At 67.4% G+C, this 25,720-nt stretch carries 21 protein-coding genes and 3 pseudogenes; 14 read left to right on the forward strand and 10 right to left on the reverse strand.

The features are described from left to right. Nucleotides 1-30 precede the first annotated feature (30 nt). Together Q0964_RS14345 and Q0964_RS14350 are read right to left on the reverse strand one after the other, a co-directional pair. Nucleotides 31-1,167, reverse strand: a complete 1,137-nt coding sequence (locus tag Q0964_RS14345; RefSeq protein ID WP_299268860.1) for an acyl-CoA dehydrogenase family protein — start codon at nt 1,165-1,167, stop codon at nt 31-33. Nucleotides 1,168-1,266: 99 nt separating this feature from the next. After that, entirely contained in the window at nt 1,267-1,872 is a 606-nt protein-coding gene (locus tag Q0964_RS14350) for a class I SAM-dependent methyltransferase (RefSeq protein WP_299268862.1), read from the reverse strand. A gap of 104 nt (nt 1,873-1,976) precedes the next feature. Here Q0964_RS14350 and Q0964_RS14355 point away from each other — a divergent pair. Then, nucleotides 1,977-2,276, forward strand: a pseudogene (locus Q0964_RS14355) (oxidoreductase); the annotation flags it as partial. Nucleotides 2,277-2,384: 108 nt separating this feature from the next. Here the strand turns inward: Q0964_RS14355 and Q0964_RS14360 are convergent. Further along, the gene (locus tag Q0964_RS14360) at nt 2,385-2,996 is read right to left on the reverse strand and encodes a VOC family protein (protein ID WP_299268864.1); all 612 of its coding nucleotides are present in this window, start codon (nt 2,994-2,996) and stop codon (nt 2,385-2,387) included. Between the two features lie 61 nt (nt 2,997-3,057). Continuing rightward, nucleotides 3,058-4,689 carry a methyl-accepting chemotaxis protein gene (locus tag Q0964_RS14365; protein ID WP_299268866.1) on the reverse strand — a complete coding sequence of 544 codons (1,632 nt, stop codon included), beginning with the start codon at nt 4,687-4,689 and terminating at the stop codon, nt 3,058-3,060. A gap of 163 nt (nt 4,690-4,852) precedes the next feature. Here Q0964_RS14365 and Q0964_RS14370 point away from each other — a divergent pair, with 163 nt between their 5' ends. Next, complete coding sequence (locus Q0964_RS14370) at nt 4,853-5,860, forward strand: NADP-dependent oxidoreductase (RefSeq protein WP_299268868.1); 1,008 nt, start codon at nt 4,853-4,855, stop codon at nt 5,858-5,860. 7 nt (nt 5,861-5,867) lie between these two features. Here the strand turns inward: Q0964_RS14370 and Q0964_RS14375 are convergent, their stop codons facing one another. Then, nucleotides 5,868-6,668: a hypothetical protein gene (locus Q0964_RS14375; protein WP_299268870.1), complete on the reverse strand. Its 801-nt coding sequence runs from the start codon at nt 6,666-6,668 to the stop codon at nt 5,868-5,870. Nucleotides 6,669-6,795: 127 nt separating this feature from the next. Between Q0964_RS14375 and Q0964_RS14380 the strand changes: the two genes are divergently transcribed. Then, complete coding sequence (locus Q0964_RS14380) at nt 6,796-7,932, forward strand: site-2 protease family protein (protein WP_299268872.1); 1,137 nt, start codon at nt 6,796-6,798, stop codon at nt 7,930-7,932. A gap of 6 nt (nt 7,933-7,938) precedes the next feature. Here Q0964_RS14380 and Q0964_RS14385 read toward each other — a convergent pair whose 3' ends face one another. Next, on the reverse strand, nt 7,939-8,415 hold the full coding sequence (locus Q0964_RS14385; protein WP_299268874.1) for a hypothetical protein: 477 nt from the start codon (nt 8,413-8,415) through the stop codon (nt 7,939-7,941). 83 nt (nt 8,416-8,498) lie between these two features. Between Q0964_RS14385 and Q0964_RS14390 the strand changes: the two genes are divergently transcribed. Further along, complete coding sequence (locus Q0964_RS14390; RefSeq protein WP_349254473.1) at nt 8,499-9,875, forward strand: cryptochrome/photolyase family protein; 1,377 nt, start codon at nt 8,499-8,501, stop codon at nt 9,873-9,875. A gap of 91 nt (nt 9,876-9,966) precedes the next feature. On the opposite strand, the gene Q0964_RS14395 is transcribed toward Q0964_RS14390, so the two are convergent. Then, nucleotides 9,967-11,523, reverse strand: a complete 1,557-nt coding sequence (locus Q0964_RS14395; RefSeq protein WP_299268878.1) for a GMC family oxidoreductase — start codon at nt 11,521-11,523, stop codon at nt 9,967-9,969. A gap of 153 nt (nt 11,524-11,676) precedes the next feature. On the opposite strand from Q0964_RS14395, the pseudogene Q0964_RS14400 reads away from it, so the two are divergent. After that, nucleotides 11,677-12,404, forward strand: a pseudogene (locus Q0964_RS14400) (SDR family NAD(P)-dependent oxidoreductase). On the opposite strand, the gene Q0964_RS14405 reads toward Q0964_RS14400, so the two are convergent. Continuing rightward, the gene (locus tag Q0964_RS14405) at nt 12,401-12,835 is read right to left on the reverse strand and encodes a PaaI family thioesterase (protein WP_299268882.1); all 435 of its coding nucleotides are present in this window, start codon (nt 12,833-12,835) and stop codon (nt 12,401-12,403) included. The pseudogene Q0964_RS14400 and the gene Q0964_RS14405 overlap by 4 nt on opposite strands. Before the next feature lie 70 nt (nt 12,836-12,905). Further along, complete coding sequence (locus Q0964_RS14410; protein ID WP_299268884.1) at nt 12,906-13,709, reverse strand: N-acyl homoserine lactonase family protein; 804 nt, start codon at nt 13,707-13,709, stop codon at nt 12,906-12,908. A gap of 459 nt (nt 13,710-14,168) precedes the next feature. Between Q0964_RS14410 and Q0964_RS14415 the strand changes: the two genes are divergently transcribed. The 7 genes and pseudogenes from Q0964_RS14415 (at nt 14,169) to Q0964_RS14450 (ending at nt 22,770) form a co-directional block, all read left to right on the forward strand. Further along, a complete protein-coding gene (locus Q0964_RS14415) occupies nt 14,169-15,344 on the forward strand; it encodes a CBS domain-containing protein (RefSeq protein WP_299268886.1) in 1,176 nt (391 codons plus the stop codon). 90 nt (nt 15,345-15,434) lie between these two features. Continuing rightward, nucleotides 15,435-18,176: a leucine--tRNA ligase gene (gene leuS, locus Q0964_RS14420; protein ID WP_299268930.1), complete on the forward strand. Its 2,742-nt coding sequence runs from the start codon at nt 15,435-15,437 to the stop codon at nt 18,174-18,176. A gap of 89 nt (nt 18,177-18,265) precedes the next feature. After that, nucleotides 18,266-18,391 (forward strand): hypothetical protein, encoded by a 126-nt coding sequence (locus tag Q0964_RS14425; protein ID WP_299268888.1) that lies wholly within the window; start codon nt 18,266-18,268, stop codon nt 18,389-18,391. 18 nt (nt 18,392-18,409) lie between these two features. Continuing rightward, a pseudogene (locus Q0964_RS18375) lies at nt 18,410-19,023 on the forward strand (hypothetical protein). Between the two features lie 32 nt (nt 19,024-19,055). Next, the gene (locus Q0964_RS14440; RefSeq protein WP_299268894.1) at nt 19,056-21,530 is read left to right on the forward strand and encodes a penicillin acylase family protein; all 2,475 of its coding nucleotides are present in this window, start codon (nt 19,056-19,058) and stop codon (nt 21,528-21,530) included. After that, nucleotides 21,527-21,886, forward strand: coding sequence for a hypothetical protein (locus Q0964_RS14445; RefSeq protein ID WP_299268896.1), 360 nt, complete (start codon nt 21,527-21,529; stop codon nt 21,884-21,886). The genes Q0964_RS14440 and Q0964_RS14445 overlap by 4 nt, the downstream gene beginning before the upstream one ends. A gap of 194 nt (nt 21,887-22,080) precedes the next feature. Then, nucleotides 22,081-22,770 carry a GNAT family N-acetyltransferase gene (locus tag Q0964_RS14450; protein ID WP_299268898.1) on the forward strand — a complete coding sequence of 230 codons (690 nt, stop codon included), beginning with the start codon at nt 22,081-22,083 and terminating at the stop codon, nt 22,768-22,770. Nucleotides 22,771-22,887: 117 nt separating this feature from the next. Here Q0964_RS14450 and Q0964_RS14455 read toward each other — a convergent pair whose 3' ends face one another. Further along, a complete protein-coding gene (locus tag Q0964_RS14455; RefSeq protein WP_299268900.1) occupies nt 22,888-23,637 on the reverse strand; it encodes a ribonuclease H-like domain-containing protein in 750 nt (249 codons plus the stop codon). An 87-nt stretch (nt 23,638-23,724) separates the two neighbouring features. Between Q0964_RS14455 and Q0964_RS14460 the strand changes: the two genes are divergently transcribed. After that, the gene (locus Q0964_RS14460) at nt 23,725-24,105 is read left to right on the forward strand and encodes a universal stress protein (protein WP_299268902.1); all 381 of its coding nucleotides are present in this window, start codon (nt 23,725-23,727) and stop codon (nt 24,103-24,105) included. 46 nt (nt 24,106-24,151) lie between these two features. After that, on the forward strand, nt 24,152-25,720 hold the full coding sequence (locus Q0964_RS14465) for a glutamate-cysteine ligase family protein (protein ID WP_299268905.1): 1,569 nt from the start codon (nt 24,152-24,154) through the stop codon (nt 25,718-25,720).

The raw sequence follows: 25,720 nt of genomic DNA on the forward strand, positions 1-25,720 counted from the left end.
CGGTCGAAAAACGGGATAGATGGCGGCGGTTTAGAGCCGGTCGGCGATGATGTTCTTCTGGATCTCGCTGGTACCCTCGTAGATTTTGGTGATTCGGGCGTCGCGGTAGTAGCGCTCGACGGGGTGGTCGGTGACGTAGCCCGCGCCGCCGTGGACCTGAATGGCCTCGTCGGCCACGTCGACGGCGTGTTCGGAGGCAAACAGCTTCGCCATGCTGGCGAACTTCGCGGCGAGTTGCTCGTTGCCCTGCTCGACCGTCGAGGCGGCCCGGTAGGTCAGCGAGCGAGCGGCCTCGATGTTGGTCGCCATCTCGGCGAGCTTGTGCTGGATGGCCTGGAACTCGTTGATCTTCTGGCCGAACTGTTCGCGCTCGTCGGCGTAGTCCAGCGCGGCGTCGAGTGCGCCCTGTGCCGCACCGACGGCCTGGGCGGCGACGCTTGTTCGTCCGGAGGCGAAGAAGTCCATCAGCTGGTAGAAGCCCCCGTCGACCTCGCCGATGACGTTGTCCTCGGACACGCGCACGTCGTCGAGAATGACCTCCGCGAGGTCCGAGGCCCGGATACCGAGCTTGTTGTCGATCTTCTCAGTCTGGACGCCCTTGCTGTCCATCGGGACGAGAAACGCCGTGATACCCTGGTGGCCCTCGCCCGGCGTGGTCTTGGTCATTGCGACGCCCACGTCGGCGACGTTCCCGTTGGTGATCCACATCTTGTTGCCGCTGAGAATCCACTCGTCGCCGTCTTTCTCGGCCTGTGTCTCGATACCCGCCACGTTCGAGCCGTGGGCCGGCTCGGAGATCATGGAACAGGAGGCCGACTCACCGGCCGCGATGGGCGGGAGATACTCCTCTTTCATCCACTCGTCGCCGTATTTGACGATCATGTTCGTCCCGAAGCCGGCCGAGCCGACGGCACTGCCGATTCCGGGGTCGGCCCGCCAGAGCTCTTCGGTGACGATGCTCGACGACAGCGAGTCCATCCCTGCGCCGCCGTACTCCATCGGGATGTTCGACGCGACGAAGTCGGCCTCGGCAGCCTTCCGCCTGATCTCCTCGGGATACTCCTTGTTCTGGTCGTGTTGCTTGGCAACTGGCTTGATTTCCTCCTCGCCGAACTCCCGAACGGCTTTTCTGATCGCCCGGTGTTCGTCGGACAGTTGGAACGACATACGACACTGTAACGACTGAACTGTAAAATATATTCCGGGAACGGATTACGGTGTTAAGAATCCACTCGTCGACAAAGCCGTGTGTAAATAAACCCTCTTTTATGCCGACGGAATTTCCGGGTACGACTGCCGTTGACCGGTCGAGTTGCGAGCGAGAATGCGGACGGTCGCGCCCCGGCGACCGTCGCGGCGCTCGGTCCGCTCGTCGTAGTGGACGACGGTGAGGTCCAGACAGGCTCGCAGGAGTTCGTTGGCGGCGAAGCGGTAGCGGTCGGTGCTGGGGCCGCGGTCCACGTCGTCGGTCGTCCGGAGGTGGTGCTGGACGAACAGGTAGCCCCCGGGTTCCAGCGCGGCCGTGATGTCGCTCAGCCGGTCGAGCGCCCGGTAGAAACTGACCGTGACGACGGCGTAGCGTGAGTCAGGGAACGCGTGACTCGGCACGTCCGTCTGGACGAGTTCGAGACGGTCGGCGACGCCGCGTTGACGAGCGTTCTCGCGGGTGGTCTCCAGTCCCACCCGGGACTGGTCGAGCGCGTCCACTCGATAGCCCTCCGTCGCCAGGAAGACGGCGTTGCGGCCGGTTCCGGTCGCCACGTCGAGCGCACGGCCCGCTGGAACGGTCTCGATAGCGCGTTCGAGCAGTGGGTCGGGGTCGGGGTCCTGCGGGTACTCGCCTGCGCGGAATCGGTCGTCCCAGGTAGACATACTCGAATCGAAGGCCCCCTCGAAAATCAAGGTCGGGGCCTCCGAAACCGGCCGGTCTCGCCGTGAGCCCCGGGGGTTTTACTAAGCGACGCGTCCGATCTGTGCTGACGGACGACCTCTTCACGCCGCTGACTCTCTCGGAAACGACCGGTCCGAATCGCGTGATGGTATCGCCGATGTGTCGGTACTCCCGTGACGACCGTGACGGCCTCGCGACGGACTCGCACTTTCACCATCTCGCTAGCCGTGCGGTCTGTGGTGCGGGCGCGGTGATGGCCGAAGCCACTGCCCTCGAACCGCGGGGTCGAATCTCCCCCGAGGACCTGGGCATCTGGAGCGACGACCACGCCGACGCGCTCGCGGTCATCACCGAGTCCGTCCGCGGGCAGGGCAGCGTCCCGGGCCACCATCGGCCGCGAGCATCCGTGGGACCCGTACTTCACGCTGCACGCCCTGAAACAACTGGGCCAGGCGGACGAGGTCGACGTCCCCCCGCAGTACTACCGGGCGTTTTAGAGCTTCGACCCGCTCGGCGCGTCGGGCAGTTCGACCGTATCGTACGCGATGTCGAGTTCGTTCAGCGCCGCCTCCATATCCGCCTCGCGGGCGAAGTCCGCCCCCGCCTCCTCGCGGATGCGCTGTGCGGTCGCCAGCACCTCGCCTTTGCGCTCGTCGGGGATGGAGAACTTGTCCGTCGAGAGTTCGAGCAGGAAGCCGTTGTGGTCGCGGGTGTACAGCGAGTGGAAGATGCCGCGGTCGAACTCGTTGTACTGGCGGTCGGCGTCGTCGAGGGCCTCACGGATTTCGACGAACCGTTCGGGGTCGATCGAGAGCGAGAGGTGATGGACGCCGCCGACGCCGGCCCGTGGGGGTTGCTGGTTCGAGGGACGGTCGCCGACGAAGAAAGTAATGATGCGGCCGTCGCCGGTGTCGAAAAACAGGTGTGTGGAGGACGGGTCGTCGAGGTTGGGCTGGCGTAACACCAGCGGCATGCCGAGCAGGTCGCGGTAGAACGTGATAGTGTCCTCCTCGTTGCTGCCGATCAGTGTGATGTGATCGGTCCCGGTGGTGTGGATGGGGCTGTCCGGGAGGTCCGCCGTCACGTCGGGGGTATCGTCGGTCATGGCCCACAGTAAGGGCGGGATTCGCTTGGGCCTGTCGGCGACCCGGTTCCTGCCGGTCGGGTCAGTCGGAGAGGACACCCTGGATTCGACCGTCCGGCCGTGTGTCGTCGGTGACGGTGAACGAGTCGAGCAGGTCGCGCAGCTCCTGGGCGCGCTCGGACAGGTCGGTGACGTCGCCGTGAACGCCGCTGACGGCGGTGGTCTGCTCGCGGGTTACGTCGGCGGCCTCGTCGGCCCGTGCTGCCGTTTCCTCGCTCACGTTCCCGACATCGTCGACCATCGCGACGACCTCTTCGGCGGAGGCCGCCTGATCGTCGGTCGTCGCCGCGATAGACTGGACGCCGTCGTTGGTCTCCTCGACGTGGGTGACGATGTCGCCCAGTGTCTCGGCGGTCTCTTCGACGGCTGCGGCGCCCTCGTCGATGCGGTCGTCGGCCCGGCGAATGTCCGTCACCGCCGTCTCCGTCGCGGTCTGGACGTCAGTAATGAGTTCCTCGATTTCCTCCGTCGCCTCGGCTGTCTCCGTCGCCAGTTGTTTGACCTCGTCGGCGACGACGGCGAAGCCCTCGCCCGCTTCACCCGCCCGCGCGGCCTCGATAGAGGCGTTCAGCGCGAGGATGTTCGTCTGTTCGGCGATGTCGTCGATCAGGTCCACGATCGATTCGATCTCGTTCATCTCGCTCTGGAGGCGCTCGATCTCCCCGACGGCCGTCCGGGCTGCCTCCCCGACTGCGGAGATTTTCTCGACGGCCTCGGCCGCACGCTCGCGTCCCTCCTCGCCGAGGGCCGCGGCCGCTTCGGACCGGTCGGCGATCTCGTCGGTCGAAGACGCGACCTCTTCGATGGTCGCCGAGAGGTTCGTCAACTCGCTGGCCGCCTGTCTGACGCTCTCGCGCTGACGTTCGGCGTCCGCCGCGATCTGCTCGACCGTCTTGTTCACCGACTGGCTGGTGTCGGTCACGCGGTCACTCTCCTCGGCGATGGTGCCACTCTCCTCGTCGACGGTGACGGCGAACTCCCGGATCCGGTGAACCGTCACTTCCAGTTCGCCGACCATCTCGTTGAACGCGGTGGCGATTTCGGCCATCGCGTCGTTGTCCTGGTCGGTGTCGAGTCGCCGGGTCAGGTCGCCGTCGGCGGCCGCCGCCATGACCTCGCCGAACTCGCGGGCCCGGGATTCGAGGTCGGCCGCCAGCGCCTCGGCGGCCTCGTGGGCCTGCTCGGCGTCCGACTGTGCTTCCTGCGCTCTCCTGCTGGCATCTTCGGCTTCCTCGCGCGCTCGCTTGGATTCGTCGATGGTCTCGCCCAGCGACTGGGCGGTCCGTTCGACCGTCTCGAACACGCGACCGATCTCGTCGCGTCGGTCCACGTCGAAGGTGAGATCGTAGTTCCCGTCGTCGATCTCTCCGACTTTCCGGTCGAGAACGACCAGCGAGCGGTACATCTCCGCGTAGGCGAGAAAGCCCGTGAGGACTGTCACCGCCGAAACCCCGAGCGCGGCGAGCAACGGGTCCCCGACCGTGAGCCCGAACGCGAACGGACTGATTCCCAGCGCCAGGACCGCCATCCCGAGCAACCGGGCACCGAGGTTGCGCCGGACGACCGACGGAAGGTACATTTCGACCACCATCGCAATCGCTCCGACCCAGGTCATAAGCCGTTCCGAGACGCCCGTCGAACGTGTAGTCGCCATCTCTGAACTCACCTCCACAGTTGTTGGTTCCGCATCGAGCTACACCGTCTAAAACGCTCGCACGCAGCTATCAAACCTGATAGCTCCTCCGGGGTGCTGGACACGCGAACGGACGGTCGCGGTACCCGAACACTCAATTGGGAGACGCTCGTCGCCACGCGTCATGGTTGGCACCAACCGGCAGTGGATTCTGGCGAGTCGCCCGACAGGTGAACCGACGATGGACGACTTCGAACTCCGGGAGTCCGAGATTCCCGCACCGGACCACGGCGAGGTCCTGATCGAGTCCCGGTACCTCTCGGTCGACCCGTACATGCGCGGTCGGATGCGCGATGCCGAGTCCTACGCCGAACCGTGGGCGGTGGGCGACGTGATGCAGGCCGGCGTCGTCGGTGACGTGGTCGAGTCAAACCACCCGGAGTTCGAGGCCGGCGACGTGGCCACCGGGAACCTCCGCTGGGCCGAGTACGCCGTCGCCGACGGCGACGCCCTCCAGCCCGTCGACCCGGACCTCGCTCCCGTCTCGACGTCGCTTGGAGTCCTGGGTATGCCCGGCCGGACCGCGTACTTCGGGACGCTGGAGGTCGCCGAACCCGAACCCGGTGACACCGTACTGGTCTCGGGCGCGGCGGGTGCGGTCGGGTCTGTCGTGGGCCAGATCAGCAGGCTCGCAGGCGCTCGCGTCGTCGGTATTGCCGGTGCGGACGAGAAAACCAACTGGCTCACCGAAGAGTTGGGCTTCGACGCGGCGATCAACTACGAGACGACCGACAATCTCTACGCCGCGGTCGGGGAGGCCTGTCCCGACGGCGTCGACGCTTACTTCGACAACGTCGGCGGGGAGATCACCGACGCCGCGTTCTCTCACCTGAACGTTCGGGGCCGCGTCGCCGTCTGTGGCCAGATTTCGCTGTACAACGCCACCGAGCGGCCGATGGGGCCCCGGAAGCTGGCAGGACTCATCGAGACTCGCGCCCGTGTCGAGGGGCTGCTCGTCCGCGACTGGGCGGGGCGATTCGGCGAGGCAACCGAGCAACTGGCCGAGTGGGTCGGGGCCGGCGACGTGCAGTACCGCGAGACAGTCGAGACGGGCTTCGAGAACATGCCCGAGGCGTTCCTCGGGCTGTTCGACGGCGTCAACATCGGCAAGCAACTCGTGAAAGTCGAGTAACCGGACCTCAGGCGGTGTCGTACCGGACCGATCCGTCGGTGACCGTCGCCACCGTCCAGGCCCGGGCTAGATGCGCGTTCTCACGGACGTGATGCTCCGGGACGAGCGGCAACGGGACCGGCCGATAGCCGCGCGTCTTCATCGCCGCGACTCCGGTGAACGCCCCGAGTTCGCGGTCGCGGCCGTGGACGTGCATTCGCTTGTCATCGCCACGTCTGTACCGGTATGGGAACGCGCCGGGGTCGGGGCCGGGACAGCGGAGCGACTCGACCGAGTCCAGCGCCGCCCGGACCGTGCCGTCGGCCTCGCAGACGAGACGCGTGTCGCCGGCTTCGTCTGCCCCGGGTCCCGAACCGACTGGTTCCTCGCGCCACGTCACGCCGCCGTCGGCCCGGACACAGGCGTAGCTGTCGTCGGTCAGCATGATGCGGTCGGGAATCGAGTGGAACGTCCGGCGACCGTCAGTGCTGGCACGGCAACAGAAGGGCCCGGTCAGGAGGCTACGAACCGTCGCGGCGGTCTCGGGAGCCGCGACGAACAGCGTCGCCTGGCCGTTCTTGGCCGCGGCCGCGAGGCGTGCGACGACCGTCAGCGCGAGCGTGTCGCCGCCGGGCGACGGTCGACCACCGACGCTGTCTCGGCCGGCGAGCGGTTCGACGGCCAGCGGCCGGTCCGTGACCGCGTCTGGGGCCGACCCGTCGACGGCGACTGCAGCGGGACCGTCGCCGGACAGTGGCGTCACTTCGAACCCGCGGTCACGGAGGTCCGCCAGGACCGGTCCGGGGTCGGGTCGCGGTGTGTATACCATCACTTTCACCTAACGGCTGGACCGACATGAACGCACGGGGACGACCGCGGGCAGAGGCCGCGCACGCAATAAAGGCGCCCGCTGGCGGGCGAACAGGTATTTACTGCTCGCGCTCGTAGTGCTGGTAATGTCGACTCCTTCGTCGTCGACGCCTGCGTCCGTGCCATCGGAACTCCCCGATCCGGAGTCGCTGTCCGACGCCTTCCACGTCTACGATGTCGAGACTGTCGACGGGGACGCCCGATACTACGGCGAACCGCTGGACGCACAGGACGCCGTCGTGCGGAAGCTCGCCCCGCTCTTTCGCGAACGGGGCTACCGTGTCCGACTGGCCCGCGAAACCGGTGAACACGTCCTGGTTGCGACCGAACGGTCCACGGAAGTCCAGAGCGTCCCCTGGACCAACGTCATACTGCTGGGCCTCACGGTCGCGACGACCCTGTTCGCCGGCGCGCGGTGGTACGGAATTTCCCTCGAAGGAAGTCCTTTTGCATTGCTCGGCGCCTGGCCGTTCGCCCTGTCGGTACTGTCAGTGCTCGCGGTCCACGAGTTCGGCCACTACGCGCTCTCCCGGTATCACGGTGTCGAGGTCTCACTGCCTTACTTCATCCCGCTCCCGAACGTGCTAGGGACGCTGGGGGCGGTAATCCGGATGCGCGACCACATCCCCAGTCGTCGCGCACTCTTCGACATCGGTGTCGCCGGGCCGCTGGCCGGCCTGGCTGCGACCGTCCTCGTCACCGTTGTCGGTGTCTCCCTGCCGCCCGTCGACGTGGGAGCCGCTGCCGGGACCTCGTTCGCCGAACAGTATCGGCTCGGCTACCCGCCGCTCATCCAGGGTATCGCCCTGCTGCTGGGCGAACAGCTCTACTACAGCGACCCGTCGCTGATCGCCAACCCCGTCGTCATCGGTGGCTGGGTCGGCGCGTTCGTCACGTTCCTGAACCTGCTTCCGGTGGGTCAACTCGACGGCGCGCACGTCCTCCGGGCGCTGGTCGGCGACCGTCTCGACACCGCCCAGTTGCTGGTGCCCGTCGGCCTGCTGGCCCTGGCGGCGTACGTTTACGTCGTCGAGAACGCCTCGCTGGTCGCCGGTCTCTGGGGATTCTGGGCGCTGCTGGCGTTGTTCTTCACCCGGGTCGGTGGGGCCGAACCGCTCGACCCGACGCCGGTCGATTCCCGTCGTCGGGCGGTCGCGGCCGCCACGCTCGTGCTGGCCGCCCTGACGTTCACCCCGATTCCCATCACCGTCACCGGGCTCTGAGACGTTTCACCGAACGAACCCGGACCCGACGGCGACCAGCGGCACCAACACGGCGAGATACGCCCCCGCCGAGAGCGCCCAGTCGAGACGGGTCCGCTCGACACGGTCACGCGTCAGCCCGCGGGTTTGCGGGAGGACGACGACGAGGAAAAAGCCGACCATCGAGAGGTACATGACCGCCGTCGTGAGCAGGTACGTGCTCGCGGAGACGCCAAGCAGTCCCTCCCCGAACAGCAGAAGGATGACGAACAGCGGCCCGCTGGCCCCGCCGGACAGGTAGTGGACGACCGCGGCTAATCTGGGGTGAGCGTTCCCGGGGCGGCGGTCAGTGAGGACGCCCGCAGCGACCAGCGGTGGCGTCATCCCCTCCGGGAGACGCGCCATCACGCCGTCCATCGCGAGCGTGGCGACCGCGCCAGCGACGACGCCGACCACGAGTCGAAGCGGGACCGAGAGCGACGGTGTGGTGACCAGAACGTCCATGCCCGGTCCTCCGACTCGCGGCCACTTCGGCGTTCCCGTTCGCGGGGCGAAGCCCCCAAGCCGTTGCAGCCCCTTGTATGAGTATGCGTTTGTTCTGGCACCGCCGCGACCTGCGCACCCGTGACAACGTCGGCTTGGCTGCCGCCGCCGCGAACGACACTGTCGTGCCCGTCTTCGTCGCCGATGGGGACCTGTTCGACGCCATCGGCAATCGACAGCAGGCCTTCTTTCTGCGTGGCGCACAGCGACTGCGTGAGCGCTACCGCGAACTGGGGAGCGACCTCATCGTCCGGACCGGTGACCCCGAGACGGTCCTCCCCGCACTCGCCGCCGAGTTCGACGCCGACGGCGTGACGTGGAACGAACACTACCGGGCGGCCCGCCGGAACCGGACCCGGCGGGTGCGCGACAGCCTCGACACCGACACCGACGAGTACACGGACCACGTGCTGGTCGACCCCGGTCGCCTGGACCCGTCCTATCCTAACCACAGCCAGTTCCACGACGACTGGCAGGTGGCGCCCAAGCACGGCCCCGCGCCGGAACCCGACCCGGCCGACCTGGCCGACGTGACCGACGACGAGTCGATCCCCACGATACAACCGGACATCGAACTGCCTGCGGCTGGCTACGACGCCGCCAGCGAGCGATTCGACGCCTTCCTCCAGGAAGGCATCTACAGCTACAACGACACACGGGACGACCTCCCTGCGGCCGCCGAACGGCCGACACAGGCCGTCTCGCGAATGTCGCCGTACCTCGCGGCGGGGATGATCGGCATCCGGGAGGTGTGGCGCGACGCCACCGAAATTTACGATGCCGTCACCGGAACCGACCGGCGCAACGTCTCGAAGTACCGCTACGAGCTCTCCTGGCGGGAACAGAACTACCACCTCCTGTACCACAACCCGGATCTGCCCGTCGAGAACTACAAGTCGATGCCAAACGAGATCGCGTGGCGCGACGACCCCGACGACTTCGCGGCCTGGCAGGCCGGTGCGACGGGCTATCCCCTGGTCGACGCCGGTATGCGGCAACTGAACGAGGAGGGGTATCTCCACAACCGCCCCCGGCAGGTCGTCGCCTCGTTCCTGAGCAAGCACCTGTTGCTCGACTGGCGGAAGGGCGCTCGCTACTTCACGAAACAGCTCATCGACCACGACCCGGCCTCGAACCACGGCAACTGGCAGTGGATCGCCTCCACCGGAACCGACTCCGTCGACGTCCGTATCTTCGACCCGGTGAGCCAGATGAGCAAGTACGACGACGGTGCCACCTTCGTGAAGTCCTACGTGCCGGAACTACGCGACGTTCCCGCCGGGAAAATCGTCGACTGGCCGACCCTCTCGTCGAACGAACGCGACGAACTGGCGCCGGAGTACCCCGACCCCATCGTCGGCCGCAACGAGGGGTACGAGCGCGCCCAGCGTGTGTTCGAGCAGGCGCTCGGCAAACGGTAGCTCGAGCGGACCGTCGACGGGTTTTTACCGAAGAACCGGCCCGTAGTAAAAAAGCGGCTCCGAGGTCGTCGGGTTGTGACGAGGCTCCCGCTCAGTCGTCGCCGGCGGGGACGGCCCGGTCGGTCGTCATCATGTCTGCCGCCTTCTCCGCGATGGCGATCGTCGGTGCGTTCGTGTTCCCGCTCGCGATCGTCGGCATCACCGACGCGTCGACGACCCGGAGGCCGTCGACGCCGCGGACGCGTAATCGGTCGTCGACGACGGCCATCTCGTCGTCGCCCATCCTGCAGGTGCCGACGGGGTGGTAGACGGTGTGGGCAGTCTCGCGGATGTGGGCCTCGATCTCGGCGTCAGACTGGACGTCCTCGCCCGGCCAGACTTCCTCGCCGCGGAACTCGTCGAGCGGCTCTGCCTGTGCGATCTCCCGCGAACGTTTGACCCCCTCGACCAACACCTCGAGGTCGCGGTCCTCGCTGAGGTACTGTGGATCGATCGCCGGGTCCTCGAACGGGTCCGCCGAGGAAAGCGTGACCCGCCCACGGCTCTCCGGGCGCACCTGTGTCGCGCCGATGGAAAAGCCCGTCCCCTCGTCGGGGTTGGCGAACCCGTGTTCCATGTAGTAGACCGGCGCGAAGTGGAACTGAAGATTCGGCGCGTCTAGGTCCGGCTCCGTCCGGACGAACCCGCCGCTCTCTGCGATGTTGGTCGTCGCCGCGGGTTCGGGCGGGCCGCTGGTCCGCTCGTAGACGGTGAACGCGAAGAGGTGGTCCTGGAGATTTCGACCCACGCCGGGCAGGTCGACCTGCACGTCGATGCCGTGGTCTGTGAGGTGGTCCGCGGGGCCAATGCCCGAGCACATGAGCAACTGCGGGGAGTTGACCGCACCGCCGCTCACAACCACTTCCGCGTCGGCGGCGACCTCGTGGCGGTCGCCGTCCTGTTCGTAGACGACACCGGTCGCACGCCCGTCCTCGACGGTAACTTCGGTGACCTGTGCGCCCGTCTCGACGCTCAGGTTGTCGCGTTCCATCGCCGGCTTGAGGTAGGCCGCGGCCGCGCTACACCGCGCTCCGCCTTTCTGCGTGACGTGGTAGTAGCCGACACCCTCCTGCTCGGCGCCGTTGAAGTCGTCGTTGCGGGGGATGCCGACGGACTCGGCGGCCTCAATCATCGCTGCCGACGCTGGGTGCGGGTCGAGCGGGCCGGCGACGTTCAGCGGGCCACCCTCGCCGTGGTACTCGTCGGCACCCGGCTCGAACTGTTCCCCGCGCTTGAAGTACGACAGCATGTCTTCGTACCCCCAGCCCTCGTTGCCCTGCTCGGCCCAGGTGTCGTAGTCGAGTTCGTTGCCCCGGATGTAGATCATCGCGTTGATCGAACTCGACCCGCCCAGCACCTTCCCGCGGGGCCAGTACAGCTCCCGGCCGTCCATCCCGGCCTGTGGCTCGGTGTAGTACTCCCAGTCCACGTCGCTTTTGAACAGCTCCCCGAACAGTGCGGGGACGTGGATCTCGTCTTTCTCGTCCGGTGTCCCCGCTTCTAGCAACAGGACGTCGGCGTCGCCGTCCGCCGAGAGGCGGTGTGCCATCGCGCAACCGGCCGAGCCGCCGCCGACCACGACGTAATCGTGAGTGTGGGTGGTTCCCATGACCCCATACATGCGTGATTAACTATTAAAGATGGATGGTAACGATTGCCGATCCGATAGTCGATAGCCGGTGATCGGCCACTACGCCGGCGATGCCGGACGGGTCACGGCTGAGCCCGACGAGTAATGTGGCAACCCGCCGGTAGCTCGGGTATGGCCGAGGCGAGACAGCGAGCGGTCGTGGTTGGTGCTTCCTCGGGCATCGGCGGGACGCTGGCACGCGAACTCGCGGACGCGGGGTACGATGTGGGGCTGACCGCCCGTCGACGGGAACTGCTGGAGGGTTTCGGGCGAGCCCTCCCGACGAAGGCGTACGTGGCGCGCATGGACGTGACCGAGACCGAGGCGGCCCGCGAGAGCCTCCATGAGGTCGCCGACGCGATGGGCGGAGTCGACGTGGTCGTCCTGAACGCCGGCGTCGCGTTCGAGAACCCCGACTTGGAGTGGGGGCCGGACCGGGACACCGTCGACACGAACGTCCGCGGGTTCGCCGCGCTGGCGACCGCCGCGATGGACCGCTTCGAGGCACAGAGCCACGGCCACCTCGTCGGCACCTCTTCGGTCGCGGCCCGGTTCGGCAACGGCGAAGCGCCCGCCTACGATGGCTCGAAGGCTTTCGTCTCGAACTATCTCGAGGGCCGCGCTACCGGGCGGGTCGCCTCGACACCGACGTGAACGTGACGACCGTCGAACCTGGCTAAGTCGACACGGACCTGGCCGGCGGCGACTTCTGGAAGGCCGACCGGGAGACCGCCGCCGCACAGATCTACCGTGCCATCGAGAACCAGCGCCGCCACGCCTCCATCGCACGGCGGTGGGTGCTCGTCGCCAAACTGATCGACTACGTGCCCGACGCTCTGAAACGCCGGTCGTCCCGCTAGTCCAGCGCGTAGCCGATGTCCTCGGTGAGTTCCGCGTCACTCCTGCGGAAGGTACCCGTCCCGCGGGCCAGTTCGTTCCCGGCGTCGTCGGTGGCGACCGCGCCCGCAATCAACTGGCTCCGGTTGTCGTTCACCACTCGTCCGTCGGCGGTGATCGTCCCCTCCGAAACCGGCCGTTCGAGATAGAGGTTGAAGTTCGTCGTCAGCACGAATACGTCTTCGACCAGCGAGTTGGCCGCGAAGAAGGCCGCGTCGTCGAGCGCCTTGAAGTAGAGCGAGCCGTGGACTGCCCCGAGAGCGTGGTAATACTCCTCGTCGACCGGAATTTCGAGGGTCGCCTCGCCTGCCTGGACGGTCAACTCGCCGGGGACGTGGTCGTTGACGTTCGAGCTGTGATACATGGCCTCCAGCTTCCGGTAGTGGTCCGACACGACCCGTCACAGACACGGGCAGAACAAAAACGGTCGGGTGGTGACCGACGGGCGTTCACCCCTCGGCCGGTCAGGGCAACGTCTCGTGCATCCGGGCCACGTCGTCGCTGTCGTGGCCACAGAAGACGTCGGCGTCGGTCCGGCGCCGCAGGTCCTTGAGGAACCGGAGACTGTCGAACCAGTCGCGCTTGCTCCACATGAGCGAACCGCCCATGGGCTGTTCGTCGTGGAAGTTCGCGCGGGTGTAGGCCTCGTCGCCGGTGAATAGGGCCGTCCCGAACCCGTCGAGGTCGAGCTTCGTTCCCAGCAGGCCGGGCGTGTGACCCGGGAGGTGGAGGAGTTCGAGGTCAGTGAACAGTTCCGTGCGGTCGCGGTGGACGACCGACCAGTGCAGGTCGTGGTCGAAGTCACCGCGGACGTAGGCCCCCGAGCCCTCGTCGGTCTCGGTGCTGTAGTAGGCGTACTTCAGTTCTTCTTCGTGGACGTAGATCGGCACGTCGGTGCCGGCGAAGTTGTGGAGGCCGCCGGCGTGGTCGAGGTGGAGGTGCGTCTGGACCACCGCGTCGATGTCGTCGATGGCGTACCCTGCGTCGTCCAGCGCGTCGGGCAGGGCGTGGTCGGCGGCGTCGTAGTGTTCGAAGGCGTCGTACAGCGCCGACGGCCAGTGCCCGTCGCCGGCCTCGGGGTGGGAGCCGGTGTCCCACAGGACCGTGGCCTCGGGGTGGTCGATCACCAGGTTGTACACGGGCCCCTCCCCCAGCACGACATCCGGATTGGGCTCGGTTGCGGTGCCGACCGAGAAGTTCTCGATGATGTGGTTCACGTCCGTCCGGAGGCTCCCCCGGTCGACGACCGTCACGGTCGCGTCTACCATAGCCGTGCATGTGGGACCGGTCGGTAAAATTCCCGGGATGATACCGCGCCGCTCAGCTGTCGAACCGGGTCAACGCGTCGAGTTCCTCCTCGGGCACGTCCGCGAAGGGCTCGCGGGCGACCACTGTGACGAGTGCGAGCGCGAGTACGTCGTCCGGCACCGGGCTTCGGGCCGCACCTGGCGGACGGCCGACGGGTATGAGCGCGCTCGCGAGGTGCTGGGCGACGAGTGGTGAGCGGTGACGACCGGGAACCGATCTCACAGTATCGCTCTGGAGTATATAGAGGTCCGTTTCGCCTGCCGCTGGAGGCGGTCCAGAAGCGGTGCTGTCTGGCGGTTCTCGACCCGAAGCGAGCGGGTTCGGTCGCGCGCCGCCCCGGGTCGGACCCGCCGTGGTTCCGGCGGCTGGCCGCCGATGGAGGGGGACGACTTATGCGGCCGATGGCCCTACCCGTACCCATGGCAAGTGTTCGGATCGGTTCGGCGTTCGGTATCCCGATTCGCCTGGGCGGATCGTTTCTCCTCGTTCTCCCGGTGCTGGTCTTCCTGATCGGATCGCAGGTCGGTACGACCGCGGCGGTGCTGGGTGAGTCGCTCGGGACGACCATCGACGCGGCGGCGCTGACCGGGGGGTCCCTGCCCTGGGTCCTGGGACTGGCGGCTGCGCTCGGGCTGTTCGGCGGCGTGTTGATCCACGAGTTCGGCCACGCACTCGTCGCACAGCGGTTCGGCGTCGACGTCGACTCGATCACCCTCTGGTTTCTCGGTGGGTTGGCACAGCTAGAGGAGTTCCCCGAGGACTGGAAACAGGAGTTCACCATCGCCGTCGCCGGTCCCGTCGTCAGCGTCGGCGTCGGCGTGGCCTGTTTCGGTGCGTTCGTCGCCCTCCCGGTCGCCCAGCCGGCTCCGCGGTTCGTCTTCGGCTATTTGGCCATCCTGAACGTCTTTCTGGCCGGGTTCAATCTGTTGCCCGGTTTTCCCATGGACGGCGGGCGCATCCTCCGGGCGGTGCTGTCGCGTAATCGCTCGCGGCTGGACGCCACGCGTATCGCCGCCAGTGTCGGGAAGGGTTTCGCCGTCCTGCTCGGCCTGGGCGGCATCCTGCTCGGCCAACTGTTCTGGATCGCCATCGCCTTCTTCATCTACATCGGGGCGACCGGCGAAACCCGCCAGCTGATCCTCGAAGCGGCCTTCGAGGGCCTGACAGTCGCCGACGTGATGACGCCCGCAGCGGACCTCTCGACGGTCACGCCGGAGGCAAGCGTCGCCGACCTCGTGGACCGGATGGTCAACGAGCGCCACACCGGCTACCCCGTCCTCACCGAATCCGGTGACCTCCGGGGGGTCGTGACGCTCTCGGACGTCCAGCAGGTCGACCCCGTCGAGCGCGACGCGATGCGCGTCGCGGACGTGATGACCAGCGACCTGCGGACGGTGACGCCCGGAACAGCGGCCGAGAACGCCGTATCGTCCATCGTCGGCAAAGACGTCGGGCGCCTGCTCGTCGTCGACGAGAACGGCGACCTCGCCGGACTGGTCTCCCGGACCGACCTGATGACCGTTTTCGAGATTCTCCAGGAGAGCCGGTCGGCCGCGATGGGCAAGCCGGCCGGGGAGCCGCCCCTCCAGCGGTAAGCAGTTGCCGGCCGCCCCGCCGTCCGCGCAGGCCGCGCAACCGAACAGTCTTGTGGGTCGCGGTTCCAAATGACAGAACGACGAATTTCGATGGCCCGGCGCTACAACCCCTCACAGGTCACGGAGTACTGGCAACACGTCTGGGCGGAGAACGGGGTCTACGACTGTCCCGAGTCCCCGGAAAACCCTACATACGTCCTCGGGATGTTCCCGTACACCTCCGGGGCCCTCCACATGGGTCACGTCCGCAACTACGCGATCACCGACGCTTACGCCCGCTACCGACGGATGTGTGGCGACGACGTGCTCCACCCGATGGGCTGGGACGCGTTCGGTCTCCCCGCCGAGAACGCCGCCTTCGAGCGCGACACCGACCCCGAATCCTGGACCCGCACCTGTATCGAGCGGATGCGCGACGAACTCGAACGGATGGGCTTCGGTTACGACTGGTCGCGGGAGATTACGACCTGTGACCCCGAGTACTACCGCTGGAACCAGTGGCTGTTCACCCAGTTCTACGACGAGGGACTGGTCGACTACCGGGGCGCAGCGGCCAACTGGTGTCCCGACTGCGAGACGGTGCTGGCCGATGCACAGGTGTACGACCACGAGTTCGAGGGCGAGGACGGAACAACCGAGACTGCGGAGGTCTGCTGGCGCTGTGAGACGCCGGTCGGTCGCCGGGAGCTTGACCAGTGGTTCCTCTCCATCACCGACTACGCCGCCGAACTCCATGCCGGCCTCGACGACCTGGAGGGATGGCCAGAGGGCGTCCGGGACATCCAACGCAACTGGATCGGTCGGCAGGAGGGCGCGCGAGTCACCTTCGAGGTTGAGGCCGAGACGGCGGACGCCGCCGCCCCCGATAGCGACCCGGTGGACGTGTTCACGACCCGCCTCGACACGCTCTTCGGCGCGACGTACCTGGCGCTCTCGCCGGGCCACGACCTCGCAGCCGAAATCGCCACGGAGAACCCCGAAGTCGCCGAGTACGTCGACGGGGTCCGGGCGGCCGACCCCGGCGAATCCGGCATGACTGGGGTCGACACCGGGCTGACCGCGACCCATCCGCTGACCGGCGAGACGGTCCCCATCTACGTCGCCGCCTACGTCCTCGACGATGTCGGCACCGGCGCGGTCATGGGCGTTCCCGCCCACAACGAACGCGACCACACCTTCGCCGCCGCACAGGACCTTCCGGTCCGGCAGGTAATCGAGCCCGTCGGGGACGCGACGGCGGACCTGCCCGACGAGCCCCACACCGAAGACGGGATCCTCACCGCGAGCGGCGAGTACGACGGGCTGTCCAGCGCCGCCGCCCGCGAGCAGCTACGGGGCCACGACGCCGTCGAGAGCGACGTGACCTACCGGCTCCGGGACTGGCTCATCTCCCGCCAGCGCTACTGGGGGACACCCATCCCCACCGTCCACTGTGGGGACTGCGGTCCGGTCCCAGTCCCCGAGGACGAGTTGCCCGTGGAACTACCCGAGTACGTCCAGACGACGGGCAACCCCCTCGCCGAGAACGACGAGTTCGTCGAGACGACCTGTCCGGAGTGTGGCGGCCCGGCCGAGCGCGAAACCGACACGATGGACACCTTCGTCGACTCCTCGTGGTACTTCCTGCGCTATCTCTCGCCCGACGTGGAAGGCGCGCCGTTCGACACCGAGGTGGCCGACGAGTGGCTCCCGGTGGACGCGTACGTCGGCGGCGAGGAACACGCCATCCTCCACCTGCTGTACATCCGGTTTTTTACCCGGGCACTGGCCGACCTCGGCCTGCTCGACACCCGTGAGCCCGTCGAGCAACTGGTCAATCAGGGGACCGTCCTAAAAAACGGCAGGAAGATGTCCAAATCGAAGGGCAACGCCATCGCGCCCCACGAGTACGGCGCGGAGACGACCAGGCTATTCGTCCTGTCTGCGGCCCACCCCCGGCAGGACTTCGAGTGGACAGTCAAGAACGTCAAGACCGCCTACGAGTTCCAGCAGGAGCTGTACGGGATGGTCGCCGAGTTCACTGAGAGCGTGGCGCGAAGCGCCACGGAACGGTCGAGCGGTGAGGGAACCGAACCGCGAGACGGAGAGATCGACACCCGAACCGAGAGCCAGCCACACGACGCCTACCTCGAACGCGAGATCGACCGGACGATCGCGGCGGTGACGACCGAGTACGACCGCTTCCGGTTCCACCAGGTGGTCGGCGAACTCCGGCGGTTCGCCAGCCTGCTCCGGCGGTACCGTGACTACGAGTCACCGTACAAGTACGCCTACAGCCGCGCGCTCCGGACGCTCACGGCCCTGGTCGCACCTATCGCGCCGTACCTGGGCGAGGAACTGTGGCACCTGCTCGGCGAGGCGGGGCTGGTCGCCACCGCCGACTGGCCGACCGCGCTCCACGACGTGGACGCGTTCCGCATCGAGCGGGAACTCGTCCGGACCACGCTCGACGACGTGCGTGACATCACGGAGGTGGTCGACATCGACGACCCCGAGAAGATCGAGATCGTCGTCGCCCAGGACTGGAAGTATCGGGCGTACGACATCGCTCGGACCGCCGCCGACGACACGGCCGTCGTCGGGCAGGTCATGGACGACGAACGGGTTCGTAACCACGGTGAGGCCGCCGTCGACTTCGCCGCGTCGCTGGGCGACCGGCGCGCGGAGCTCGAACCGACGATGGCTCCGGACCGCGAGCGCGAAGTTCTGACGCAGGCGGCCTGGCTCTTCGAAGACGAGTTCGGGGCTGTGGCCACGGTCCGTCAGGCCGAAGACGAGGACGACCTCGCGGCCAAGGCCGAACCCAACCGGCCGGCGATCCACATTCACTGAGCCGACCCACCGGCTCCGCCGTGGGTCGCGACCAGCAGTCGGCCACCACCGATACGTATTCGCCAGCACTTTTCGATCGACCGGGTCGGGTGGCAGTCTCGGTTCCCGGAACGGTCCGAGGCACGGGGACGCGGGCGAATCCGGTCTTCGCGGCCGGTGCGGTTCTCGTCCCGGTCGCGCTTCTGGTGTACGCGGTGACACTCGGGACGATCTAGCAACACACCGACGTCCACGTGATGACGGTGGTACTGTGGACGGGCATCGACCCGTTCATGACCGCCGTACTGGGCCCGGTGTCCGGCGGGCTGTCGGTCGAGGAACGGGCGAACGTCTTCCAGCGGTTCACGCCGAAGATGACGTTCCTGATGCCGTTGCTGGCCCTGGTGACCATCGCCGGCGACATCACGCTGGCGCTCCGCGTCGGCTGGGCGTTCCCGCACGCACACGCCCAGTTGGCGCTGTTGACGGCCGTGACCCTGCTGCCCGCGCTCGCGCTTGTCGGCTGGCCGTTCGACGCTCTCACCGACCGGCGGTGACTAACCACCTTCGCAGTCGCGCTCGTTGGCAGTAGCGTGTCTCTCACCGTAACCCTGCCGGAGTTCGGGACGACGAGTCCGGTCTGGTCTTCGCCGCCACGCTGGGAATCGTCGCCGTCCTCAGCGTGCTCGGCTTCGGCGTGTTGCTGCCCGGCGAGGTCACGATGTCGCTCGAAATGCGCCCGCCCGCCCCGCACACGGAACTCATCAGTGAGACCGGGACGGGCAACGGCGAATTGAGCGCGACTCAGGGCGGCTTCCAGCTCGTCATCGTCGCCGTGATGGTCTGGCTGCGCTGGGGCGGATTCTAAGGTTTTAGTACTCTCGCGCTCTGTGACGGGTCATGAATCGCGAACGAACCCGTCGCGCCGTGCTGGGAACGCTACTCGCTGGCGGCGTCGCCGGGGCCGTCGGGACGCCGGTCCGAGAGTTCCTCGACCGGTTCGCGCCGTTCAGTGGCGACCTCTGGGACACCGCGGCCGACGACCTCCCGGAGACGGTCGCGAGTCCCTACGGCGCGGCGACCCTGCGCTACGACGACCGGGGTGTGCCCCACGTGTCGGCCGACGACGAGCGGGCGCTTTACTTCGCGGTCGGCTACGTACAGGGGGCCGACCGTCTCTTTCAGATGGACCTCCAGCGCCGGCAGATGCGCGGCGAACTCTCGGCGGCCGTCGGTACAGCCACCCTCGATTCCGACCGGTTCCACGTCGCCATGGACTTCGCCGGTGCCGCCGAGGCGACGTGGGCGCGACTCGACGGCAGCGAGACCGGCGACCTCGTCGAGGCCTACACCGCCGGCGTCAACCGCCACGTCGAGAGCGACCGCCCGCTCCCAGCGGAGTACGACCTGCTCGGCCTCGAACCCGAACCCTGGCGACCGGCCGACGCCATGCTCGCCGAGAAACAGATCGGCTGGACGCTCACTGGCCGCTTTCGGACCCTGCGCCGGAACACGGTCCGGGCCGCCCTCGGTGACGACGTGGCGGCCACGCTCTACCCAGAGCGACTCGACCACGACGCCGGTGTTTTGGGCCACGACCGGGTCGGTGACGGGGCGTCCGGCCCCGCCGACGGCCCCGGTGTGTCGGCCGGCGACGATGCCAGCACCGCCGGACATCCTTCGGGAGCCGCCACACAGTCGAAACCGACCCACCCGGCGCTCACGAACTGGCTTGCCACTTTCGAGTCGCCACGCGGGATTGGGTCGAACTCGTGGGTGGTGTCCGGCGACCACACTGCCTCGGGGTCGCCCGTCGTCGCCAACGACCCGCACCTGTCGCTGATGGCTCCGCCGACGTGGTACGAGATGGCGCTCTCCGGGCCGGAGACGACTGCCCGGGGCGTCACGTTCCCGGGCGTGCCGTTCGTCGTCATCGGTGAGAACGACGCGGGTGCCTGGGGCTTCACCAACACCGGCACCGACGTGATCGACTTCTACGAGTACGAGACCAGGGACGGCGAGTACCGTTACGACGGGGCCTGGCGTGCGTTCGACACCGAACACCGGACCGTCGCTGTCGCCGACGGCGACGACGAGACGGTGACGGTTCGGAAGACGGTCCACGGCCCGATGCTCGGCGTCGAGAGCGACGGCGACGCGTTTCGGTCCGAAGTCGCCGTTGCGTGGACCGGCTTCGGTAGTACCCGAACCACGGAGGGTATCGCCGAACTCAACCGAAGCGGCGGGCTGGACGAGGCGCTGGCCGCGGTCCGGAAGTTCGACCTGCCGACACAGAACTTCGTTTACGCCGACCGCGAGGGCAACACACACTACCGCGTCGTCGGGAAGATTCCAATCCGACGCACTGACGGCCAGCCCGTCAGCGGTGACCGCGTGTTCGACGGCTCCGCCGGCGAGGGCGAGTGGGCCGGCTACACGCCTTACGACGACACCGACTGGGAGGGCGAGGGGTTCATTCCCTTCGAGGAGATGCCCCACGCCGACCAACCGGGCTACCTCGGTACTGCCAACCAGCGCGTTCTCGACCGCTCGGAGCCGTACCCGTACTACTTCGAGCGTCCATACGCTGCGCCGTTCCGGGGACTACGCCTGTGGGACCGCCTCGACAGCCGCGTGGCCGGCGACGACCCGGTCGACCCGGCGTTCCTGCGCGACGTGCAACTCGACGCACACGACGGACGGGCCGCACAGTTCGTCCCGGCGATGCTCGACGCCCGCAGTGCGGTTACGGACGGCGATACCCGGTCGCTCCTCGACGACCTGTCTGGCTGGGACTACCGGATGGTTCGCGATTCGCGTGCGGCGCTCGTCTTCGAGCGATTTCTGGACCACTACGCCGACGTGGTGTTCGAGCCGCGGCTGCAGACGGGCCTCGGCGACCGACGGGACGTTTCGGAGTACTACGGCGACGACTGGACGCTCGTCCGACTCGACCCAGACTCCGACTGGTTCCCGGACGGTCGGGACGCGGCCATCGCCGAGGCGCTCTCCCGAACGGCCACGGAACTCGACGAGGAGGGCTGGGAGACCTACGGCGACTACAACGTCACCGCCATCGACCACCCGTTCGACCGGCCGTGGCTGAACTATCCACGGTACGCCACCGACGGCTCCGGGGCGACGCTGAACAACTTCCGGCGACAGTCCGGGGCGGGCAGCAGTTGGCGGATGGTCTGCCCGATGGACAAGTCGGCCCACACCTCTCGCGGGGCCTTTCCCGGCGGCAACGACGGGTCGGTGTTTTCCGACCACTACGCCGACCAGCTACGAACCTGGGCCGACGGGGAGTACAAGCCCATCCCGCTGTCGCCAGCCGGCGACGTCGCCGTACGGTTCGAGGCGGATGACGGATGACCGGTGCGTCGTCACCGGCCGCCGTCGGCGCGTACCTCGACGCGCTCCGGACTGCCCCACGCCGCCGCCGACTCGCGACCGCCGGGGCCATCGTGGCCGGCCTGACGGTCGTCCTGTTTCACTGGCTCGGGTTCGTCCTCGGCGGGGCACTGGTCGCGCTCGCTCAGCCGTCCCTGCGTCGCGGGCTGGCCGCCGGCCTCGCCTTCGGCGTCCTCGCCTGGCTGGCCTTTACCCTCTGGCTCGCGCTGATGGGCGACCTCGCGCTCTACGTCGGGATGGGCCAGGTTCTGGCGGTTAGCACCGTACTCCCACTCGCCGGGAGCCTCCTCGGCGCGCTGGCCCGGGGCGTCCGCTAGCTGTTACGGACGACGCACAGACACCGGGGCCCGGCGACGCGGCGGTCGCGATGGTGTCGACCCGTCGCCCACACCGGACCAGAATCTCAGCCGACAGAGCGGGAAGGCGGGAGCGCGCCGCCCGGTTCGTCTCACGGACCGCTACGATGCGACTATTTTTATTCGCGGCTCCGCTACCCCGGACAGGTTGTGCGATGTCGGACGTCCGCTTCCGTCGGGCCGGGCCGGAGGACGCAGCGGAGATTCTCTCGATCAAGCGGGCCGCGATCGAGGATCTCGAACACTGGCAGTACAGTCCAGAACAGGTCGACGCCTGGAAACCGGAGGACAGCTATCTCGACACGTTCGAGGAGGCCATCGACGACGACCGGTTCGTCGTCCACGTGGGGGTACGCGATGGCCGGATCGTCGGGTACGGTGCGCTGAACGTCCCCGACGAGCGTATCGACGCCGTCTACGTTCACCCTGCCCACCACGGACACGGGGTCGCGACCGCGATAGTCAGTCAACTCGAACTCTCCGCACAGTTCCAGGACATCGAGCAACTCGACGTCGTCGCGGCCCGCAACGCCGTCCCGTTCTACGAGTCGGTCGGCTACTGGCAACTCGACGACGAGGTAACCACTATCGAAGACGTCGACGTGGTGTTCGTCCGGATGCGGAAGCGCCTCGCCGACGACGCGGAGTCGTTCGACGCCGACGAGGCGCCCGACCACACCGAGACTGAGGAGGGTACGAGCGATACCCCCGCCGAGGGTCCGTCCGTCCCCGAGTTTCCTGACCGGGAGGCACCCGACTGGTTCCGGCTAGAGGAGTGGCTCGACGCCGGCGACGCCGACGACGTGGACGAACTGTTCGACTCTCCCGAGGATTCGGACGGCTGACCCGTTGCTTCAACTGGAACCGATATCGACCCGATACCACTCGCGGTAACTGTTCGTGCAGTCGAAACGAGGGGGTGCTGTCCGGCCGAGAATGGGTCCGACAGTGGACAGGTGCCGTCACCGCTCGGCGGCCGGTGCGAACACGTCGTCGTGGAGGCGGTCGGCGACCGTGTCGGTGAGCGTCTGGAGGTTGATGGCGTCCTCCCGGTTGTACGAGATCAGTGTCTCGAGTGCTCCGTCGCGGCCCCGCTGGTGTTCTCGCCAGAGGCGTACGGCGTCCTCGCCGGAGATGTCCGGGCGGTCGCGTTCCACCCCGATTTCCCGCTCGATTCGCTTGAGTCCGCCCGTGAGCCCGAGCTGTCTGCACGGGTACATCAGGTCGAGATGGGGCTGGTCGAGCGAGAGGTCGAAGGAGGTTTCCAGGAAGGGAACGTCGAAGCGTTTCCCGTTGAACGTCACGAGCATGGCGGCGTCGGCAAACTGGGCTCGCAGTGTATCGACGGTGAGGTCGTCACCCTGGACCAGCGTGGTCGTCTCGCCCCCCTGATGGAAACTCACGGTCGTCACCTCGTCGCGGTGCTGTGAGAGGCCAGTCGTCTCGATATCGAAAAAACACGCCTCGGACCGGAAGTTCCCGTAGAGACGCCACTGCTCCCCGCTGGGGAACTGCTCGCCGAAGTAGCGGGCGTCACCGTCGGCTAGCCGGTCGCGCGCGGTGTCGATGAACGACTGGATGCGGTCGGCAGTCGTCGAGCCGACCACCGAACCGCCGAACTCGTCCCAGTGGGTGACGCCGGCTTCCCAGAGCTTGCGTTCGGTCTTCTCGCCCACGCCCCGGACCGGGATGAAACTGTTCTCGATTCGCACACCGACAGGCCGGTGCCGGGCAGACAAAACCCTGTCGCCTGCCGAGTCCCGGGACGATTTATACCGCTCCCGAACGAACACGAACACATGACGACGTTCCTCGTCGCCACCGCGTCGGTCCACACGACCGCGGCTGCCTGTGACTACCTCGTCGACCGCGCCACCGCCGACGACACCGTCATCGCCGTGAGCGTCACCGAACCCGACGGCGACCCCCGCGATGCGGGGGATGCGACCAACGTCGCCCGCACGCGACTCGTCGACCCGACGGTGGAGACGGTCACCGAGAACGGCCGGCCGAGCGACGTGATTCAGTCCCTGGCCGACGAGCACGGCGCAGACGAGGTTCTAATCGGCTCCCGGCGGGGCAACCCCGGCGCCACGCCCGGACTGGGCGGGACCGCCGCCGACCTCCTGGTGAGCCTCGACGTACCCGTCGTCGTCGTGCCGCTGCCGGAGCTAAACTGATGCCGAGACCCTCGTTCTTTTCACCGAGGACGGCACAGGAAGCCCTATGTCCGGCTCCGAGCTGGCTGCACGGGTCAGGGAGGCACTTGCTGTCGACGCCGAGGCGTTCCAGACCCGCGCCGAGGCTGAGGCCGAGGAACTGATCGACGAGGTGTACGACGGTACGTTCGACAACTCTCAGGCCATCGTCGGGCTAGAACAGGAGCTGTACGCGGTCGACGACCGGACCGACGCCCTGATGCGGGTTCCCCGGCAGTTGCTCGACCGCATCGGGTTCGAGAAGGAACTCGGCCTCCACAATGCCGAAATCCAGACGTCGCCCGTCCCGCTCTCCCGGTACGGGCTGGAAGAACAGGAAGCAGAACTCCAGGCCCACGTCGACGCCGCCCAGAAAGCGGTCGGCCGCGAGAACATCCAGCTCGTCTCCGACGGTATGTGGACCGTCCCGCCCAACGGCGAGACGGCCACGAGTTACCTCTGTGACAGCATCGAGGCCGACGGCACCCCCGCGGGCGGTGACTCGGCGGACGACCAGCGGGAGCCGTTCGGTGCGCGAATCGCGACCAACATGTCCGACGCAGTGCGGTATCACACGATGGCCAACACCGACTACCCATCCGGTCTGCAGGTCGACGCCCCCCACGTCCATCTTGAGGCCGACACGGTGATGCCAGAGAGCCTCATCACCTCGATTCAGCCCCACTACCAGGTCCCCCACGCCATCGACCTGCCCGAACATTTCACCTACGCCCTGCGGGTGGCCGGCCCGCTCGCCGCCCTCGGTGCCAACTCACCCTTCTTCCCACCAGGGATGTACGACGACGTGTCCGCCAGCCGAATTCTGGCCGACGCCTGGATGGAACACCGCATCACCGTCTTCGAGGACGTGCTGAACCCACCCACCGGCGAGGGCGACCCCAAAGTCTGTTTCCCACCGGACTTCGACACCGTCGAGGACGCTATCCGCGACATCGCCGAAGACCGCACCATCGTCCCGATGAATATTCCCGAAGGACAGCGCTTCGACGACCGCTTTCGTCACCTGCGACACAAACACGGCTCCTACTGGCGGTGGGTCCGTCCGGTGTTCGACGGTGGGTCCCGCACCGCCGCCAACGCCCGCATCGAGTTCCGCCCGCTCTCTGGCCAGCCCACCATTCGGGACGCCGTCGGCTTTCAGGCGCTGTTCGCCGGCCTCATGGAGAGCCTGCCGCGACGGGAACACCCCGTTCGGAACCTCGACTGGCAGACGGCGAAGGCCAACTTCTACGCCGCAGTCTGTGACGGCCTCCAGGCGGAGTTCACCTGGCTCACCGCCGACGCCACCGAGACGAGCACCGTCGACGATATTTACAGCGAGGTCTTCGAGTACGCCCGTGACGGCCTCGAACTGCGAGGGCTCTCGACCGAGGCGGCTCGCCGGTACATCCGCCCGCTCCGCGAACGCGTCGACCGCCGCACGACCCCCGCGCGCTGGAAACACGGCCTCGTCGAACGCCAGGTCGAACGGGGTGTCCCGCTCACGGAGGCCATCTGGGGGATGCAGGCCCGCTACGTCGAGAACCAGACCGAGACGCTGGTCGAGGGTACCTTCGCCGACTGGCTGAACAGCTAA

It is taken from the genome of Halorientalis sp., assembly GCF_028275115.1.
Lineage (GTDB): Archaea > Halobacteriota > Halobacteria > Halobacteriales > Haloarculaceae > Halorientalis.